Source organism: Myxococcus eversor (assembly GCF_010894455.1).
Taxonomy (GTDB): Bacteria; Myxococcota; Myxococcia; order Myxococcales; family Myxococcaceae; genus Myxococcus; species Myxococcus eversor.
In genome coordinates this window covers 361,327-378,996 of the sequence record NZ_JAAIXY010000005.1, presented here as the reverse complement: position 1 = coordinate 378,996, position 17,670 = coordinate 361,327, and the positions used below count along the sequence as shown (strand labels likewise).

Here is a 17,670-nt window from a genome sequence, read left to right as displayed (position 1 = left end):
CGCGACACCGCCGGGCGAGTCACGGGACTCCCGCGTGAGAGGCAATGAGAGGAAGAGAAGCGCGATTCAGGCCACGCGGACCTTGTGTCGGGAGTCGCCTGGCGCCTCCTCACCGGCCTGGACACCCTGGCCCGGCAAGAGCAGGTCATACGGGTCCATCGCATCCCCCGCGAGGCACTCCAGCTCCACGTCCATGCCCAGGCCATGCCTCCGGGCCAGCTCCGTGAGGACGCGCGTCACCGCCTCGTCCTCCAGCGAGAAGCCCGTGGAGTCGAACACCGTGGAGCGCTTGCGCCAGTCCCGATGACGCTCGGGGTTCTGCACCACTTCGATGATGCTCGGGCCCACCTGCTCGGGCCGGAGCTGCTGGCACTCGCCCTCCACGAGCGCCTGGGGAAGGAAGTCCGGACACACCAGGCTGCGCTCCAGGAGCGAGCGCGGCAGCTCCACCTTCCCCGGCAGGTCCGAGCCCACCGCGTTGACATGCAGCCACGGCCGCAGCCGTCCGTCCTCCAGCACCGGCCCCTCTCCCACGCCCACGGACGTCACCGTGCAGAGGATGTCCGCCTCCGCCTCCACCGTCTCCAGCGGCACCGCGCGCACGTCCAACCCCAGGAAACCCACGCGCTTGGGAAAGGACCGCTGCGCCACGGGGTCCACGTCAAAGGCAAGCACCCGTTGGATGCTGAACACGCGGGACAACGCATGCAACTGCGTGACGGCCTGCGCCCCACACCCCACCAGCCCCACCACCCGACTGTCCGGGTCCGCCAGATGGCGACTCGCGATGGCGGACGCCGCCCCCGTGCGCAACGCCGTGGCCAACACCCCGTCCACCACCGCCATCAGATGCCCCGTCTCACAGTCATAGACACTGTTGGTCGCGATGATGGTGGGAACCCCATAGCGCCTGGGATTCAGCGGGTTGTAGCCCACCACTTTGATTGTAATTGTTTCACCCTGACGCATCACCGGCATCCATTCCAGCACGCCTGTCCGAGCATTGCGCAGCGTGAAACCGTCCCGCTGCCGCAGCTCCGTCCTCGACGTGTCGAACGCGCGGAAGGCGCCCTCCACCGCCTCGATGACCTGGTCCATCAGGGCATCGATTCCCACCTCATGCACGAGCTTGCGCAGGTCCGCCTGGGTGACGAGAAGTGTCTTCACGGGCGCTCCCCTCGGGTGGAGTTGCGCGCACTCTGCATCATGCCGCGAGGCCTGTGAAGACAATCAAAACAAACAGACACACCATTACCAGACCAGAAGAATAATCACCCCTGATTGCCCATGACCACACTTGCCGACATTGCACGATTTACAGGAACTCGGCGCAAGCCCTATCATCCGGCGCCGTGAGCACACGAACGGACACCTCGGAGCTGTCGTGGGGTTGGGTTCGCAATCCCCGATTCGACCTTCTCTTCATCGTGGGGACCGCGTTGCTGGGAGTTGTCTTCGCCCTGGCCGCGCTGGCGAAGCCCTCGTTATTCCCGCTGCTGCTGACCATCGACGTGTGGCTGCTCGGCTACCACCACGTGGTGTCGACCTTCACGCGCCTGGGCTTCGACGGGGAGAGCCGGCAGCAGCACCGCTTCCACATCTGGGTGCTGCCGCTCATCGTCTTCAGCGGGACGTTCGCCGTGTACCAGCTCGCCGGCGTCTGGCCGCTGATGAGCATCTACTTCTACTGGCAGGGGTGGCACTACCTGCGGCAGAGCTACGGCGTCAGCCGCATCATGGACCGGGCCTCGCGCAGGCCGCCGTCGGACAACCCCGCCACGGTGTGGATGCTGTACCTGTTACCCCTGGCGGGACTGCTGCACCGCTCCGCGCAGGGCTCCACCACCTTCCTCAAGCTGGACGTGCGCATGCTGCCGGTGCCCCAGGAGGTGGCGTGGGTGGCCGCGGCCAGCGCGCTGGTGGCGGTGGCGGCCTGGGCGGTGTTCCAGGCACGGGCGCTGCGCTCCGGCGCCGGCAGCCCCGCGCAGACGCTCTACCTGGCGACGCACGCGGGCATGTTCACCCTGGGCTACTTCGTCATCCCCAGCCTGGAGACGGGCTGGCTGGGGCTCAACGTGTGGCACAACGCGCAGTACATCCTCATCGTCTGGCTGTTCCACAACCGCCGCTTCGCGGACAAGGTGAGCCCGGCGCACCGGTTCCTCTCCACGCTCAGCCAGAGCCGGTGGATGGTGCACTACCTGGTGGTCTGCATCGCCATCTCCGCGCTGCTCTACACCTTCATCCTCAAGGGACTCGGGTGGATTCCGGCGGCCAGCCTGCTCATCGTCCAGACGCTCAACTTCCACCACTACATCGTCGACAGCCTCATCTGGAAGGTGAGGCAGCCGGCGGTGCGGCGCAACCTGGGGCTCGCGGCGTGAGCCCCCCGTCACGAGGGAGGAGCGCTCCCCCGATTGACGGACGGCACGACGGCCGGACGACTTCGCCCGGCCGCCGGTGCGAGGCTCAGGAGCGCACGCGCAGCACGGAGCGACCGCCGTAGCGGGCGGACTTGCCCAGCTCCTGCTCGATGCGGATGAGCTGGTTGTACTTGGCGGTGCGGTCCGCGCGGGACAGCGAGCCCGTCTTGATTTGACCGCAGTTGGTGGCGACGGCCAGGTCCGCGATGGTGGCGTCCTCCGTCTCGCCGGAGCGGTGGGACATCACGGCGGTGTAGCCGGCCTTGTGCGCCATCTCCACGGCGGCCATGACCTCCGACAGCGTCCCAATCTGGTTGACCTTCACCAGGATGGAGTTCGCGATGCCGTTCTTGATGCCGTCGGCCAGCCGCGTCACGTTGGTGACGAAGAGGTCGTCGCCGACAATCTGGACCTTCTTGCCGATGCGGTCCGTGAGCAGCTTCCAGCCGGCCATGTCGTCCTCGGCCAGGCCGTCCTCGATGGAGACGATGGGGTACTTCGCCGCCAGCCCCTCCAGGTACTTCACGTGGTCCTCGACGGAGCGCTTCTTGCCTTCGCCCTCGTAGTCGTAGACGCCGTCCTTGAAGAACTCGCTGGCGGCGCAGTCCAGCGCCAGGGCGATGTCCTCATTGGGGCGGTAGCCGGCCTTCTCGATGGACTTCATGATGAAGTCGAGCGCTTCCTCGGCGTTCTTGAGGTTCGGCGCGAAGCCGCCCTCGTCGCCCACGTTGGTGCCGTGGCCGGCCTCGGACAGGCCATTCTTCAGGGTGTGGAAGACCTCGGCGCCCATGCGCACCGCCTCGGAGAGCGACCTGGCTCCCACGGGCATGATCATGAACTCCTGGAAGTCGATGGGGTTGTCCGCGTGCGCGCCGCCGTTGATGATGTTCATCATCGGCACGGGCAGCAGGTTGGCGGAGACGCCTCCCACGTAGCGGTAGAGCGGCAGCCCGCGCGCGGCGGCGGCGGCCTTCGCCACGGCCAGCGACACGCCGAGGATGGCATTGGCGCCGAGCTTCTTCTTGTTCGGCGTGCCGTCGAGGGCAATCATCGTCTGGTCGATTTGGAGCTGCGCCTCCGCGTCCATTCCACGGACCGCGTTGAACAGCTCGTTGTTCACTGCGGCGACGGCCTTCAGCACGCCCTTGCCGAGGTAGCGGCCCTTGTCGCCGTCCCGCAGCTCCACGGCCTCGTGAGTGCCCACGGAGGCACCGGAGGGGACCGCGGCGCGACCGCGAATGCCGTTCTCGAGGATGACATCGACTTCGACAGTGGGATTGCCGCGACTGTCCAGAATCTCACGGCCTACGACACCGACGATTGTAGTCATCGCGCCTTCGTAGCGAAGCGGTCCCAGTGCGTCAAGACGCGAGTCCCCGAGTCCACGGGGGCTCTCCGTGACTCACTCGGACAACCGGGCCAGGGTGTTCTCCACCCAGCGGAAGCCGATGTGCTCCTGCTCCAGGCGAACGCGCTCAGCCAGTCGATGACATCGCAGGTCCTCGTAAAGCTCCGCCTCCGATTCAGTCAGCCGCGACAGCGAGCCCCGGTGAGGCCCGGGCTCCTCCACCCATTGCGCCGTGTGCGCAAGAAGCACGTCACGGTCCATCAGCATGGAGCGGACGTGGGGATGGTGCGCGCGCAATCGGTCAAGGATGGCGAAGCCGTGCGTGTCGATGTCGCCCCAGTAGTACGTGCAGGTGGCGGACAGCCAGGGCAGCGCGCCAAGCGGCTCCAGTCTGTAGCCCAGGCCGAAGATGATCAGACTCCTCGCGATGCGGGGGAATGCGAGGCCATTGACCTCGTTCTCGGTGATGAACACGCGCTCGACGCGAGGCCGCAGCACCGCCAATTCGGAGACCGTCACCTCCAGGTCGGACAGTCCTTCGACGTAGAGAGCGGGGTCGAGGAAGCGAAGGCGGACGCGGCGCGGCTTCGCGCACAGCCCGAAACGGGACTCGAAATCACGCGCCGGGATGCGCTCTCGCACGGATGGCTGCACCTGCTCCTGAAGCTCCATCAGGAGCCCCTTGTGGTGCTCGATGAACTTCGAGTCCAGCCCTGGGAGGTCCACCTGCCTCAGGTACCGCCCTGATTGAGGGTTCGCGAGCAGCCAGTCCAACACCAGGAGCACCCGCTCCCACGCGTCCATGTGAGCCAGGAGCACCTTGGGTCGCCGGACCAACCACTCGCGCAGCGACGGGTAGCGAGTGAGTGTCACGTTCGCCAGCGCATCGAAGCGCCGGGCCTCTAGCGACTTGCGCAACAACGCGAGCGCCACGTCCCGGGTGGGGACGATGACACTCCGAGGAACCCGGTTCGCGCCGAGCTGGCGGTGACGCACCTCCGTCCATTCCACGCACAGGCCCGAACCGTCCTGGGACACCCCCTCCCATGCACGGACCCACTGACGGGCTTCGTCGAATCGTGCCGCGAGCTCCGCGCCTTCCGGCCGGCGCAGTGGGAGAGGGAGCGGAAAGAGGGGCTCGCCCGAGAGCGGTGCCGCGAGGATGTGCCCCGAATCCCAGTCGCGCCGGACCCGCTCCCGGACGTCCGCTGGCGTGGTCCATGAGCGCCCCTGACTCATGCGCTCCGGGCCTCGCGCTCCGCGTGGTACTGCTCGATGGTCAGGTTGCGCACCCGCGAGTGGCGGCCCTCCTCGTTGTGGACGTAGCCCACGCTGGCCACATACGGCTCGATGACGCGAATCTTCTGCAGCGGCGTCACGATGAGCAGTTGCAGGTCCAGGCGCCGGAACAGCTCCAGCCCGTAGGCCGCGGACTCGTCCGAACCCCGACCGAAGGCCTCATCGATGACCACGAAGCGGAACGAACGCGAGCGCGTCTCCCCCCACTGCAAACCGAACTGGTAGGCCAGACTCGCGGCCAGTACCGTGTACGCGAGCTTCTCCTTCTGTCCGCCCGACTTGCCGCCCGAGTCCGCGTAGTGCTCGTGCTCCTGGTCGTCCGCGCGCCAGCGCTCCGAGGCGGAGAAGCTGAACCAGTTGCGCACGTCCGTCACGCGCTGGGTCCACTTCGCGTCCGCCTCGGATTCCCCCACGCGCCCACGGAAGCGCTCGATGATGCGCTTCACTTCCAGGAACTTCTGTTCGGAGTACGCGTCGTCCTCCGACCCCGTGAGCGTGCTTTCCGTGCAGGCCCGCAGGTCCTGCTGGAAGTCGCGGATGTCCGCGTCCACCGTCGGCACCAGTTCCAGGATGATGTAGCGGTCCGGGTTGTAGTCGATGGCCCGGAGCGAACGATTGATGGTGTCCACGCGTTCGCGAATGCCGTGGCGCTCCCGGTGAAGCTGCGCCTGGAAGTTCGCCACCTCGCGGATGGTGTTCTCGTTCAAGAGGCTCTTGAAGCGCGCCTCGAAGCGAGGCAGGTCATCCGCGCGCAATGCGCCGAGCAACATCACGTATTCCGGCGCCGCCTCCAAGCTCGCCGCCAGCTCCTGGGTCTCCAGTGGGAACTCCGTGCGATAGGCCTGCATCGAGGACAGGAGGGCATCACGCACCCGCTCCTGCTTTCGCGCCTCGCCGTCGATGCGCGATTGGAGCCGTTCACGCACCTGCCGCTCCCGCTCGTCGCATGCATCCGCCTCGAGCACGGCGTCACCCAGGCCCTCCGCGCAGAGCGTGGCCACTCGCGGGTAGCAGGCCCTGATGGACTCGGAGCCCTCCCCCATCGTTCGCTGGCACGCCGCCAGCGTCCGTCGCGTCGCGTCCTCCTTCTCCTCCAGTCGCCCCTGCCGCTTCTCCACCAGCTTCAATGCCTGCTCCGTCGCCGCCAGCTCCTTCTCGACGACTGCCAGCTCCCGCTCGAAGCCCCTGAGCACGTCGGACTCGCTCTCCAGGGCCTTGAGCCGCGCCTCCCGCCGGTCGATGTCGCTGACGACAGAGCGCCAGTCGAGCTCCCGGAAGGTGTCGAAAACGGCGAGCTGCCCCAACTGCTCGGCCTGGGACTGAAGGTTCGAGCAGCGCTGTTCGAGCGACTCCCACCGCGCGGTCGCCGCCAGGATTCGCGTCTCCAGGGCCCGCGCCTCCGACTCCAGCGCCTGACGCTTGGTGTCGTTCGTCCACCCCAGCACCCACTGGGAACGGTCGTCGATGCGGTGCCGGTCGTCCTTCAGGTGCCGCTCTCCGCCCGACTTCACCTGCCCCGAGCGGGAGAGCGCCTGACGCGAGCGCATGAACTGCTCCGTCGTGTCGCAACACGTGTAGTCGAATTGACGGGCAAGTTGCGCCTCCAGCCATGGCGCCATGAGGGAACCCGGCTTGAGGGCCAGCTTGTGAGGAAGTGACTCGGCTCTCGCCGGAGTGACTCGCGCCAGGCCCTCTTCCCGGACGCGGTAGTAAACAATCCGCTCGTTCAAATGAGTGCGGTCCACCCACTGACTCACCCGCGCATATTCGGAGTCGGGAACCAGCAGGGAGACACCCAGCGAGTACAGCACGCGCTCGATGGCCCCCGTCCAGTCCTGCTCCTCGTCACGGATTCGCAGCAGCTCTCCAGCGAACGGGACCGTGCCCTCGGACAGTTGGAGGGCCTCGCACATTCGGGTGCGGAGGCTGAGGAAGCGCGCGGGGATGTTGGAGCGCTGTCGGCGGAGCGCCTCGAGCTCCACGGACACGGCGTCGTGCGCTCTCTTCAGGTCACGCAGGTCCATGACGACCTCCGTGCGCATGTTCTGCGCTTCCGCCAGCTCGCTCGTGGTCGACTCGCGTTGGAGTTGGGCGGTGCGCGCATTGGAGAGAAAGATTTCCAGCTCGGTCGCGGCCGGCAGCCCCACCGCCTGAGCCATCCGCGCGTAGCGGTCCGCCTTGCGCACGCGTTCATCCCGCTCATGTCGGCGCTGGACCAACTCCGCCTTCTCCGTCTCCAAGCGATCTCCTCCGTTGGCGGAGATGGACTGGCGCAGTCGATCCCGGTCCGCGCCCTGCCGCTCGCGCTGCTCCCTCACCTGCTCAGACTCGATGCGCACCTGCTCGCGCTCCGCGTCCAGGCTGGCCAGCCGCACATCCAGCAGTCGAGCCTTCTGCTCGGAAAACCAGGGTCTCAGGGCATCGCGGCAGCTTCGCAGCGAATCGAGCTCCGCGGAGAGAGCGGTGAAACGCTCATGGTCCGCCACCAGCGGCTCGAGTCGGCTCACCTGTCGCTTCGCCTTGAGGACCGCCTCGTGTGCGCGATGGAGGTCATCGAAGTGCCCGATGAGGGCCGCGAGCCGCGTCTCCACGTCGAAGGGAGGCAGCATGTGCTGGCGCACGAAGTCCGTCAGGTTACCCACGGACTTCATGGACACCGTCTGGAGGAACAGGTCCAACGCCTGCTCATTCTCCAGCCCGAAACGGCGTCGGAAGGCTGCCTGATAGGGAGGGAATGTCTCATGCACCTCCCGCGCGAGGCCCTTGAGCCGCTTCTTCAAGGCATTCAGGTCCGAGCCACAGCGCGAGAAGTGCTCGGCGATGGAGAGTTTGCCATCCGCGACGATGTACAGCCGCGCGGGCTGTCCCTCCGGCTCGCGCAGCCACAGGACCTGGGCGAGCGTGACGTCCTGGCCATAGCCCTCGTTGTGGAAGTGGGCGAGCAGCACGGAGTAGGTCGGCGCCTCACGAAGGAAGACGGGCCTGGCGCCCTGCCCGCCTTCGCCGCGCTCGGACTTGTACTGGCCTCGCACATAGGAGCGCAGGGAACGCTCCCGCGCCTCCGCGCCGGCAGCCTTGTTGTAGGCGAGCTTCTGGGGCGGTACGAACAACGTCACCAGCCCGTCCACCAGCGTCGACTTGCCCGAGCCGATATCTCCTGTGAGCAGCCCGCTCTCCCCCTGGAGCGCCAGGTGCCACGAGCGCTGGTGGAAGGTGCCCCAGTTGTAGACCTCGAACCGATGCAGTCGGAACCCAGCGCGCTCGTTGGGCGCACTGACATCCAAGAAGTCCGCCTGCGTGAGAGGACGCACCGTGCTCATTCCCCACCTCCTTGTTGTTTCTCGACGAGCTGAACGCGGTAGGCAGCGAGCCGCTGCTCGAAGTCCTCCAACCACTGCGCATCGACGAACGCCTTGAGGATGCGGCGGACCTCAAAGGTGTCCTCCTCCCCCATCCTCCGGAGGAAACCCATCTCCACCGCGCGCTCGAGGTCTTGGTTCACCCGTTCCGCCCATCGGACTTCGTTGGTGCCCTCCGGGAGGAACATCTTCACCAGCTCTTGCAGCTCGTGGCGACGGAGCACCAGCCGGCCGCCACCGGCCGCGGCGTCCGCGTCCGCCAGCTTCTTTCGCAGCAGCGCGAGCAACAGGCTCAGCCCATACCCCAGCTGTCTGCGCGCGATGAGCCTTGGCAGGTCGGTCACACCCTCGCCCTCCGAGTGTTGTCGCAGGAACGCGTGGCCCTCCGACTCGTCGAGCATCAGCCGCAGCCCCAACACGGACACCTGGTCCCTCACGCGGGCCTGCAGTTGGAGCAGGGACTGCCACAGCGCGGAGTTGTCCTCGCGATAGACGACGCCCTTCAAGAGCGAGACCACCACGAGGGACAACGTATCGGGGGGTTCTGGAAGACGCGGGACAGGGGTCGTCATCGGAGGAAGATCACCAGGGGAAGGGTGGCGCGGCGGCCATGGCCGCTCGCATCGGTCCAGAAGAGTTCTTGTGTGCGCGCTTCATCGACCAAGGAATGGCGGTCTTCCGAGGCGAGGCTGAGGTAGACGACCAGCTCGGCGAGGCCGTGTTGCAGTGGATGCTCCCGCACCAGCTCCGCCAGGGAGATCTGCTCGCGAGACCGGAGCGCCTCTCGCACGTGTGCCCGCAGCTGGGACTTGTCGATGAAGGCGAGATTGAAGAGGGCCTCCGAGGGGACGTCATCGGTCGCTTCCAGTACCTCCTCATCCGCCATCCGGGTGCGTCCTGGCGGTGAGTACAAAGGCCGCTCCAGCGGCAGTTCGAGCGTGGGTGCCAGCTCGTCCAACGACATGAAGGACGCGGAGGGAGGATGCGCGCGCACGGCGAGGGCGTGTTTCTCGATGCCGCGCAGCACCTGGAGGATGCGACGGTTCTCCAACCAGACGCGGTCATCCAGGAAGCGGCGGAGCTGCCCGGACAGCCTCGCCACGGTGCGCTGGGTATGCTCCCCCGCTTCCAGCCAGTCGAAGTGGATGCGCGGCAGGCGCGGGTCCGGCTGGAGCGACTGAATCGCCGGGTGTGCCAGGACGCGCTCCAGATTCCGGCTGAGAGCGTCCTTCCGCTCGGGCGACATGAGGAAGTCCCAGAAGGCGCGGAAGCTTCGCCCCTGGTCCGAGCCGCTGATGGCGTCACGTTCCCCCAGCACCGTTTCCAGGAGTTCGCCGCGAGTCCCCTCCCACGTCGCGATACGCTCACGAACGCGCCGGTCCAACGCATGGAAGCCATCTTCCAACGCGCGGAAGTCCGACAGCAGACCCCGAGCGGTGTCTGACATCTGCTGGAAGCGGTCCTTGAGGGCGGACTCGTCCATCAGGTCCAGGTGCCCGGCGCGTACGCGGGAGATCTCGGCCTCCACCTCGGTCTTGCGGCGCTCCAGCTCCGCGAGCCGGGCCTCGGGGTCCGGGTCCGTGCCTTCGACCATCTCCTGGAGGAGGTGGAAGACGGTGAGCAGTCGGGATTCGGTGCCCACGAAAGGCTGCTCGGTGAGCTGCATCAGCCAGCGGATGGCACGTTCCGCCGCGGGCGTCAGGTCGAAGTGCGGCTCATCCGTGTCGGGCGGATAGAACTTGCGCAGCCAGCCCGCGCCGTCAGCGGCCCAGTCGTCCAGATACGCACCGGCCCCACGAGGGAAGGCGGCCTGTCCGCGCTGCTCTCGGAGGGCGTGGAGGTGGTCTTCCAGGCGCAGTTCCAGCTCCCGCTGGGGGATGGCACGGGCGTTGGACTCGACGAAGACGCGGTGCAGGAAGCTGACGATGAGGGTGGCGTGGTCCGCGACGAGCAGCCGCCATGCGGGATGCTTCAGTCGCAGGGTTTCGAGCGTCGCGAAGTCCATGACGTATCACCCTTACACCGCGCCTCTGACATGCCCGGGGGACCTCAGGGGACGGCTGAATTGATGACAAATGAGCGCCCTGCTCGGTTGGCTGCCTCTCCCACGAAGACGAGCCCGAGCCACCTGGGCACCTTCGAACCAGCACGGGCACGGAGACAACCTCCTCCGCTCCCGCATCAACACGATGTCATCACAACCCTGTCCTGCTGGGCATACCACCCGGGAGGTAGAGACTCGGAGGCGGCCGGGAATCTACCTCTGACGGCGATGCCCGACCGAGCAGGCGTCGAACTCCTTCGAGTGGTGACGAAAGAGCACGCGCGACGCGAACGATGCGTAAGCGGAGCAACATGCTCCCGGAGAGGTTGTGGGAATGCCCTATCCATCACGAGCAGAGGAAGATGCTCTGCACGCGAAGGTCCTCCAAGGTGATGTGGCAACTCCCGTCTTTGTCCTCCGCGCATTCATGGACAGCATCATCCACGTAGTGACCCGAGAAATGCCGTGCCAAAGGGAAGATGCCCATGACGCCGCCGTCGACGCGGTGTTCGACTACCTGAAAAACCCCGAGCGTTTCGATCCACTCCGGAGCCGGCTCTCCACCTATCTGACTCAAGCCGCCAAGAAGGGGGTTCTGGACCAACACCGTTCCACGAAGAAGCGGGGACTGCGGGAACGAAAATACGCGGGCGAATTCGAACTCACCCTCAGGCCTCCGAATGAGGCGATGGAGGCCACCGTGGAAGCCCGTCGGCTCGTGGAGAGAATGGAGCGCTCCGGACTTTCACCGCGGGATCAGCAATTCCTTCGGCTCGTGCTCCAAGGCGAAAGTTCCACTGAGCGGCTCGCGGAGGCGCTCTCCTTGGGGCTGCTACCAGAGGACGAGCGCCGGCGTCAGGTGAAGCGCCACCGCGACCGTTTGATGAAGCGGTTACAGCGCCTTGGAAAGGACAATGTCGATGACGACACCTGATTGGCTTGAGCCTGCGGTGCGACGCTGCTCACGCGAGTCGTGGACGCTCGGCCATGCCTTCGAACGCTTTCGAGAGATGGAGCGGCGAACCGATTCGCAACTCGCGGTAGACCTGGGCTGCACGGAGGAGCAACTCCAGTGGCTGTCTCTCTGCCGACGTCCGGCTGGCGCGCGCTTCGCCATGCAGGCGGCCCAGCTCGCCAAGGACTTTGAAGTGAACCTCACGGCATTGGTGGAGATCCTCCACCACCTCGAGGTCGTAGACGCCTTGCTGCGCACGCGGGCGGACGAGAACACAGACTCTGTCCCAGGAGCCCCAGCGACTCCCGGGACTGACAAGCCCATTCCAGACGAGCAGATGCCTCGTGAAAAGCCCCTCCTGGACCATGATGAACTCCAGTGGGACACGGACTTCCTGGCGGAATTCGGAGAGGACCTGGGCACAGCACTTGACCTCGACACCTGGACCCAGGGCATCGAAATCGAGCAGGCGATGACTCGATTCCGGTATGAACTCGCACAGGCCGAGGCTCCTGACGTCCCGCGACCCACTGTCGAGTGGCGCCCTCGCATTCGGGGACGCCCAGGGGCTCCTCGGGAAGCAGGGCTGTACAGGGCCCTGCCCGAGGAGATGGAGAGCATTTATCGAAGCCTCCTGTTCGCAGGAGGGGTGGAGGCTGTGCACAGCACGTTCCTGACCCAAGACAGCCCGCTCGCCGGCATCACCCGCATTGGCATCGCCATCATCGGGTACGCGGGAGCCGCGAGCGCCTACTCTCAACGATTGATTAGCAAAGAGCTGGAAGAGAAGCACGAGCTCAGCCTCGACGATGTCTATGCCTGGATGGACAGCGGGAAGAAGCCCGCCAGGTCGGGACGAACGTCGGCATACTCTCGGCTGGCGTGCCGAGCCATCCATGCCTACGCCGAGCGGGCGGCATTGGTGGACAAGTCAAGCGCGGAGTGGAGAATGGGCCAGGGAAGTCCCTGTGAGTTTGACGTGCTCACCAGCCCGGGTTCTCTGCGGTTGCTGGACTCATCACTCGACACGATGCGGCGGCTCATCCTCGGGCACAAGAAGTTCGTGCTCATCGACAGTTCCTCGAGGGAGGACCACGGCTTGCCTGCACTGAGCAACTCACTGCAATCCGGCGAATACGTCGTCCTCGAATCACTTGAACACCAAGGGCAACAGGTGCTCGACCGCTGGGAGCACGACTCAAGGAGCAGGCAGCGCGTTGCCACGTTCGTACGAGAGTGCGGACCAAGCGTCCTCACAGGCCTCTTCAGGACCTCCAGGCTCGCACCACCGCGCTTGTTTCATGCACACCGCGAGCACATTCATCTGGCAGCGCGCATCGCCATGGCGGACAGCCTCCCGCATCCCGAGCGTGGCATTCCCTCGCTGCTCGGCGCAGCAAAGGAGGCATGTCGGGACGCGTTCGGCAAGAACGGCCTTCAAGCGCTTCTCGCGGAGACCTACGCCCAGCCTGGAATGGGCGCCCAAGAAATCAATGAACGCATGCAATTCAGCCAGGAGTCGGGAGACCTCAGCGAGCACCTCGTCGAAGACCTCGTGTCATGACGTCATCCGCTCGACACCATCACGGAGTTAAAAACACCGTCGGAGCCGGAGTCCCCCAAGATGCCCTCCATGAACAAATCCATGCGGGCAGGACTGGTGCTGGGCGCGCTGCTATGGAGCGGCTGTGGCTCGGACGACGACGAGGGCGCTTGCGTCCAGGTGGCGGTGTTCGCCCGGTCCGCGACGGGAAGCTGCACCTCCTACCCCTCCACGTGTGACGTGCCCGAAGGCTATGTGGAGTGCTGCGGCGGCTTCCTCGGCGGCTGCTCCGACTCCGAGGCCCGATGCGTGGACGACACCACGGACTCCTGCTCACCCACTTCGGGCGGCGCGGACTGTCCGGGCACCTGCCAATAAATTACTGAACATCATGAGGGCCGTGTCGCGGTGTTTGTGCATAGTCATCGGCAATGTCGTCACTGGCCTCTCCCATGCCGATCAGCCGCCCCTGGCTGCGCTTCCTGCTGCGACAGTCCCTCCTCGGACTCACCTGGCTGTCGCGCTGGTTGCTGGTGACCGCCGAGCGGCTTCGCTGGGTCCGCTTGAGATATGTCTGGCTCAAGCCGAGAGCCGGAGACATCTACATCGCCGCCAGCCCCAAGGCCGGGACGACCTGGATGCAGATGATTGTCTTTCAGCTCGCCACCCAGGGCCGCGGCGAGTTCGAGCACATCAGCCAGGTGTCCCCCTTCCTGGAGATGCTGCCACGGGATGCCACCAGGGAGCCCCTGCTGGACGCGCCGGAACCTGTCAACGCGGCGGACTCGCTGGGCTCGCTCTACCACCACCACTGCTTGCTGGAGGAAGCGCCCATCGACTTCGGCAGCTTCTTCCGCGTGGTGATGGACGAGGACGACCCGTGGCTCCGGCACCTCGAGTCCTGGTGGCCGCACCACCGGGACCGCAACGTCCTGCACTTGCGCTACGAGGACCTGACTCAGGACCTGGAGGCAAGCGTGCGGCGGGTGGCCGCGTTCTGCGGGCTGCCGCTCGACTAGTCGCGGCTGGGCGACATCCTGGAGAAGTGCGGCCTCGCTTACATGAAGCAGCACAACGAGCGCTTCGACATGCGCGGCCCCCAAGCGGCACTCCAGGGCAAGGGCGCCTTCATCCACGAGGGCGGCGTGGGACAGGGACGCGCGAAGCTGAGCACGGAGCAACGCGTGGAGCTGGACGCCCGGGTGGGCCACGCTCGAGAGCGCCTGGGCATGGCGGCCACGGAACCGTAGGAGGGAGCCCCTGTCCGCTCGCTCCCGGGGGGCGGCTACACGTCCGGCTTGGACGGGTCCTTCCCCTTCTGCTTGTCGTTCTTCCAGCCCCAGCTGGAGCTCCACATCCCAGGCCCCGTGAAGAGCACCGTGACGAGCGTCATCACCGCGGCGCCAATGAGAATCTCCCAGAACATGTCCACGCCTCCTCCGACAGAATCAGCACCCGCGGTGCCCGCCACGCATCCCCGAGGAAAGGCGTAACCGGCCGCCCCTGGGACCTCCACCGCCCGCTCCCTCGTGGCCTCGCCGAGAGGTCGCCCCCAGGACAATGCCGGGCGTGCGTCAACGGCGCGGGACCCTACCAGCTCATTCCCCGAGTGCAATCGAGGACGGCGGCGGCCCCAGGCACGGCCGCTCCCCCTCGCGGTGGTACTCTGCCCGCCGAATGCATCCGCTCCCCATCCGTGGCCCGCACCGCTCGGCCGTCGTCGGCGCTTCCGTCTCTTCCCTTCGCCGCGCCCCGGTGGTCTTGGGATTGCTGCTCGGCCTGTTCGGCTGTGAGGGACGTGCCCCTCCGGAGAACCCAGGCCCCGCACCCCAGTGCCCCTATGGAGATTGCGGCGGTGGCGAGCCGCTGCGGCCCGAGGGCAGCGTGCGCATCGCCGCGTTCAATGTGCACCGGCTCTTCGACACCGTCTGCGACTCCGGCAAGTGCGGCGGCTCCGAGTACGAGGCGCTTCCCACCCAGGCCGAGTTCGACGCCCAGGTGGGTCGACTGGCCACCTCCATCAGCACGCTCGACGCGGACGTGGTGATGCTCGCGGAGGTGGAGACCCAGGTGGGACTCGATGCGCTCCAGGCGCGGCTGCCGGAGTTCCCTCACGCCATCCTGGGTGAGACGGGGGGCACGGCGTCCGTGGACGTGGCGGTGCTGTCCGCCTTCCCCATCACCTCCGTGGGCAGCCATCGCGACCGCGTCCTGACCCGGCCGGATGGCTCGACGACGCGCTTCTCGCGCGAGCTCTTGGAGGTGCACCTGGACGTGCGGGGCAAGGAGGTCATCGTCTTCGCCGCGCACTTCCGCTCGAAGGTGGATGACGACCCGGGCCGCCGGTACGCGGAAGCCGATACGACTCGGGTCGTCGTCTCGCAGGCCGCCGCGCGCGCACCGAAGGCGCTGGTGGTGCTGGGCGGAGACCTCAACGACGTGCCCGGCTCCGCGCCCATCAACGCCCTGGAGCGCGACGCGGCCCTGCTGCGCGTGGCGAAGGACAGGCCGGATGACCAGACCTGGACCTATATGTACTCCGGGCAGAAGCAGGCCATCGACCACCTGTTCGTCGCGAACGCCGCCAGCGGCACCTATGTGCCGGGCACGTTCCGCGCGGCCCGTGAAGGAAGTCGTGGGTTCGGCGGCTCGGACCACGCCGCCGTGGTGGCCGACTTCCTTCCCTCGCCTTGAAGCCAGACGTCAGCTCGCGGCGGGCACGGCCTGGATGTCCAGTTCGACATCCACCTTCTCGCCGACGAGCCACCCGCCGTTGTCGAGCGTCTTGTTCCAACGGATGCCGTAGTCGGAGCGGTTGATGGTGCCCTTGGCCGTGTAGATGAGCCGCGTGCTGCCCCACGGGTCCTTCGACGTGGCGGTGTGGCGCGCCTCGAACACGACGGGCTTCGTCACGTTGCGGATGGTCAACTCCCCCAGGAGCCGGAAGCCCGAGCCGCCGGTGGGCTCCAGGCCCGTGCTGCGGAAGGTGAGCTTCGGCGCGCCCTCCACGTCCAGGAAGTCGGGCGAGCGCAGATGCGTGTCACGGTCCGGCGAGCCCGTGTAGATGCTGGCCGTCTCCGCGCTCACCTCGACTTCGCCTTGCGTGGGCTTTTCGGCGTCCACGCGCAGCACGCCGGAGACGCGCTCGAAGCGGCCGTGGACACGCGCCACCACCATGTGGCGAGCGATGAACAGGACAGAGGAATGCGCGGGGTCGATGTTCCAGGAAGTCACGGGCATGGGGGAGCTCGTTGGTGGGGAATCGAGGGGGAGCGTCGCGAGCGGGTCGCCGCTGACACAGCCATCCTAGAGAAAGAAACCACCCCGGGTATTTGATTTTGATGAGGCTTCACGCATCGAGACACGAAGTGAACGCCCACCTGACCCTGAGCGCGCGCAGGCGAGCACGTCCGCTGTCAGACATTGCGTGAGACGTCGTCAGGCGTGGCACCGCTGCGAGAACACGCAGTGAATCTTTGTCGCCGGGGTGTCTGGCCGTATGAGTCCGACACGCCCTCTATAACGGTCCTAAGGTAGCAACCCCCGGGAGACCGGGAACGCGAAGCAGCCAGCGTCTCTCGCAGAGGCTGGCCGCGCGCCCACTGCCGCGAGTCCCGCGGTAAGAGCGGCCGTAAAACAGACAAGGCCCGTACACTCGGATGCCCTGGCGCCTTTTCCCCAGCCTGCGAACAGTGGATGCTTTCCCGAGCTGTCACGACAGCTCGCGCGCGGAAGCAGTCCCCGCGTGGCCAGCGGCGACCGCCGCCCCCTCCCGAGGAGCAGATGCGCCCCAACATCGTGGTCGTCAACGGCGAGCGACACTGGCCGACGTATTTCCCCGAGGCCGAGGTCATCCCGGTCCGACTCCAGGACTCCTGCTGGGTGCTGCGCGAGGGCGTCCTGTGGTGCATCACCCGCGAGGCGGCGGTGCGAGTGGACGGCGTCTTCTGGCGCGTGGGCGCCATCCGCCCGGACCCACGCCATCGCACCGTCCTGGAGCTGGTGCGGCTGAGCGGAGTGCCGTGTGTCAATCCCGCGAGGACGCTGGTGCGCTGCCATGACCGGCTGTCCATGCTCGCCGAGCTTCGCGAGGCGGGCCTGCCCGTCATCCCCTTCGACGTGGCGCTCGGTGACGACATGGTGCGCCGGATTGCCCGGCCCGCGCCGTTCGTCGTGAAGGTGGGCAACCACCACGGCGGCTACGGGAAGGCGCTGGTGCGCGAGGAGTCCGAGTGGTTCGAAGTCGCGGACCTGCTGTTCGCCGCGGATGACTACGCCGCGGTCGAGCCCTTCATCGACTACCGGCGGGACGTGCGCTGCCTGGCCATCCGGGACAGGTGCTGGGCCATGTCGCGCGCGGGCGCGGGCTGGAAGGCCAACGTCCAGACTCGAAAACACCAGGTCATCGACCCGCCGGAGGAGCTGGTGGGCCACACCCGCAGGGCCCTGGAGCACCTGGGCGCCGATATCGTCGCGCTCGACTTCCTGGAGACCCAGGACGGGCGCTTCGTCCTGCTGGAGTGCAACGACACGCCGGGCTTGTCTGGTTTTCCGGAGCAGTTGTGTTTCGAGCTGGCGGACTGCCTCAAGGAGAAGCTGCGAGCTGTCCCCGCGACAGGCGCCTGAGTGGCGTGGGGTCCATCGGGACACAGCCGCTGGCATTTTGCCAAGTCGGCTCACCCGGAGGATTCTGGGAACA

The 17,670-nt window shown here is 66.6% G+C and carries 16 protein-coding genes; 8 read left to right on the top strand and 8 right to left on the bottom strand.

The annotated features are described in order from the left end of the window. Nucleotides 1-66: 66 nt before the first annotated feature. The gene (locus G4D83_RS12955) at nt 67-1,167 is read right to left on the bottom strand and encodes an ornithine cyclodeaminase family protein (RefSeq protein ID WP_240356302.1); all 1,101 of its coding nucleotides are present in this window, start codon (nt 1,165-1,167) and stop codon (nt 67-69) included. Nucleotides 1,168-1,352: 185 nt separating this feature from the next. On the opposite strand from G4D83_RS12955, the gene G4D83_RS12950 reads away from it, so the two are divergent. Beyond that, nucleotides 1,353-2,384, top strand: a complete 1,032-nt coding sequence (locus tag G4D83_RS12950) for a hypothetical protein (protein WP_163865029.1) — start codon at nt 1,353-1,355, stop codon at nt 2,382-2,384. A gap of 85 nt (nt 2,385-2,469) precedes the next feature. Here G4D83_RS12950 and eno read toward each other — a convergent pair whose 3' ends face one another. The 5 genes from eno to G4D83_RS12925 all read right to left on the bottom strand — a co-directional run bounded on the left by eno (nt 2,470) and on the right by G4D83_RS12925 (nt 10,434). After that, nucleotides 2,470-3,753: a phosphopyruvate hydratase gene (gene eno, locus G4D83_RS12945; protein ID WP_163865028.1), complete on the bottom strand. Its 1,284-nt coding sequence runs from the start codon at nt 3,751-3,753 to the stop codon at nt 2,470-2,472. A 72-nt stretch (nt 3,754-3,825) separates the two neighbouring features. Next, complete coding sequence (locus tag G4D83_RS12940) at nt 3,826-5,010, bottom strand: DUF3322 domain-containing protein (RefSeq protein WP_163865027.1); 1,185 nt, start codon at nt 5,008-5,010, stop codon at nt 3,826-3,828. Then, complete coding sequence (locus tag G4D83_RS12935; protein ID WP_163865026.1) at nt 5,007-8,390, bottom strand: ATP-binding protein; 3,384 nt, start codon at nt 8,388-8,390, stop codon at nt 5,007-5,009. Before G4D83_RS12935 ends, G4D83_RS12940 begins: the two co-directional genes overlap by 4 nt. After that, nucleotides 8,387-9,001, bottom strand: a complete 615-nt coding sequence (locus tag G4D83_RS12930) for a DUF4194 domain-containing protein (RefSeq protein ID WP_163865025.1) — start codon at nt 8,999-9,001, stop codon at nt 8,387-8,389. Before G4D83_RS12930 ends, G4D83_RS12935 begins: the two co-directional genes overlap by 4 nt. Then, nucleotides 8,998-10,434 (bottom strand): DUF3375 domain-containing protein, encoded by a 1,437-nt coding sequence (locus G4D83_RS12925; RefSeq protein WP_163865024.1) that lies wholly within the window; start codon nt 10,432-10,434, stop codon nt 8,998-9,000. Before G4D83_RS12925 ends, G4D83_RS12930 begins: the two co-directional genes overlap by 4 nt. A 373-nt stretch (nt 10,435-10,807) precedes the next feature. Between G4D83_RS12925 and G4D83_RS12920 the strand changes: the two genes are divergently transcribed. The 5 genes from G4D83_RS12920 to G4D83_RS12900 all read left to right on the top strand — a co-directional run bounded on the left by G4D83_RS12920 (nt 10,808) and on the right by G4D83_RS12900 (nt 14,221). Next, a complete protein-coding gene (locus G4D83_RS12920) occupies nt 10,808-11,407 on the top strand; it encodes a sigma-70 family RNA polymerase sigma factor (RefSeq protein ID WP_163865023.1) in 600 nt (199 codons plus the stop codon). Further along, nucleotides 11,394-12,992 carry a hypothetical protein gene (locus G4D83_RS12915; protein WP_205522625.1) on the top strand — a complete coding sequence of 533 codons (1,599 nt, stop codon included), beginning with the start codon at nt 11,394-11,396 and terminating at the stop codon, nt 12,990-12,992. Before G4D83_RS12920 ends, G4D83_RS12915 begins: the two co-directional genes overlap by 14 nt. A gap of 69 nt (nt 12,993-13,061) precedes the next feature. Further along, nucleotides 13,062-13,349: a hypothetical protein gene (locus G4D83_RS12910; RefSeq protein WP_163865022.1), complete on the top strand. Its 288-nt coding sequence runs from the start codon at nt 13,062-13,064 to the stop codon at nt 13,347-13,349. 74 nt (nt 13,350-13,423) lie between these two features. Beyond that, nucleotides 13,424-13,990: a sulfotransferase domain-containing protein gene (locus G4D83_RS12905; protein WP_163865021.1), complete on the top strand. Its 567-nt coding sequence runs from the start codon at nt 13,424-13,426 to the stop codon at nt 13,988-13,990. Nucleotides 13,991-14,032: 42 nt separating this feature from the next. Continuing rightward, the gene (locus G4D83_RS12900; protein ID WP_163865020.1) at nt 14,033-14,221 is read left to right on the top strand and encodes a hypothetical protein; all 189 of its coding nucleotides are present in this window, start codon (nt 14,033-14,035) and stop codon (nt 14,219-14,221) included. A gap of 35 nt (nt 14,222-14,256) precedes the next feature. On the opposite strand, the gene G4D83_RS45520 is transcribed toward G4D83_RS12900, so the two are convergent. Further along, entirely contained in the window at nt 14,257-14,397 is a 141-nt protein-coding gene (locus G4D83_RS45520) for a hypothetical protein (protein WP_174455667.1), read from the bottom strand. Nucleotides 14,398-14,726: 329 nt separating this feature from the next. On the opposite strand from G4D83_RS45520, the gene G4D83_RS12895 reads away from it, so the two are divergent. Next, the gene (locus G4D83_RS12895; protein WP_240356308.1) at nt 14,727-15,665 is read left to right on the top strand and encodes an endonuclease/exonuclease/phosphatase family protein; all 939 of its coding nucleotides are present in this window, start codon (nt 14,727-14,729) and stop codon (nt 15,663-15,665) included. 9 nt (nt 15,666-15,674) lie between these two features. Here G4D83_RS12895 and G4D83_RS12890 read toward each other — a convergent pair whose 3' ends face one another. Beyond that, a complete protein-coding gene (locus G4D83_RS12890) occupies nt 15,675-16,211 on the bottom strand; it encodes a YceI family protein (RefSeq protein ID WP_163865018.1) in 537 nt (178 codons plus the stop codon). A gap of 543 nt (nt 16,212-16,754) precedes the next feature. Here G4D83_RS12890 and G4D83_RS12885 point away from each other — a divergent pair. Further along, a complete protein-coding gene (locus tag G4D83_RS12885) occupies nt 16,755-17,597 on the top strand; it encodes an ATP-grasp domain-containing protein (protein WP_163865017.1) in 843 nt (280 codons plus the stop codon). The last annotated feature ends 73 nt before the right edge of the window (nt 17,598-17,670 follow it).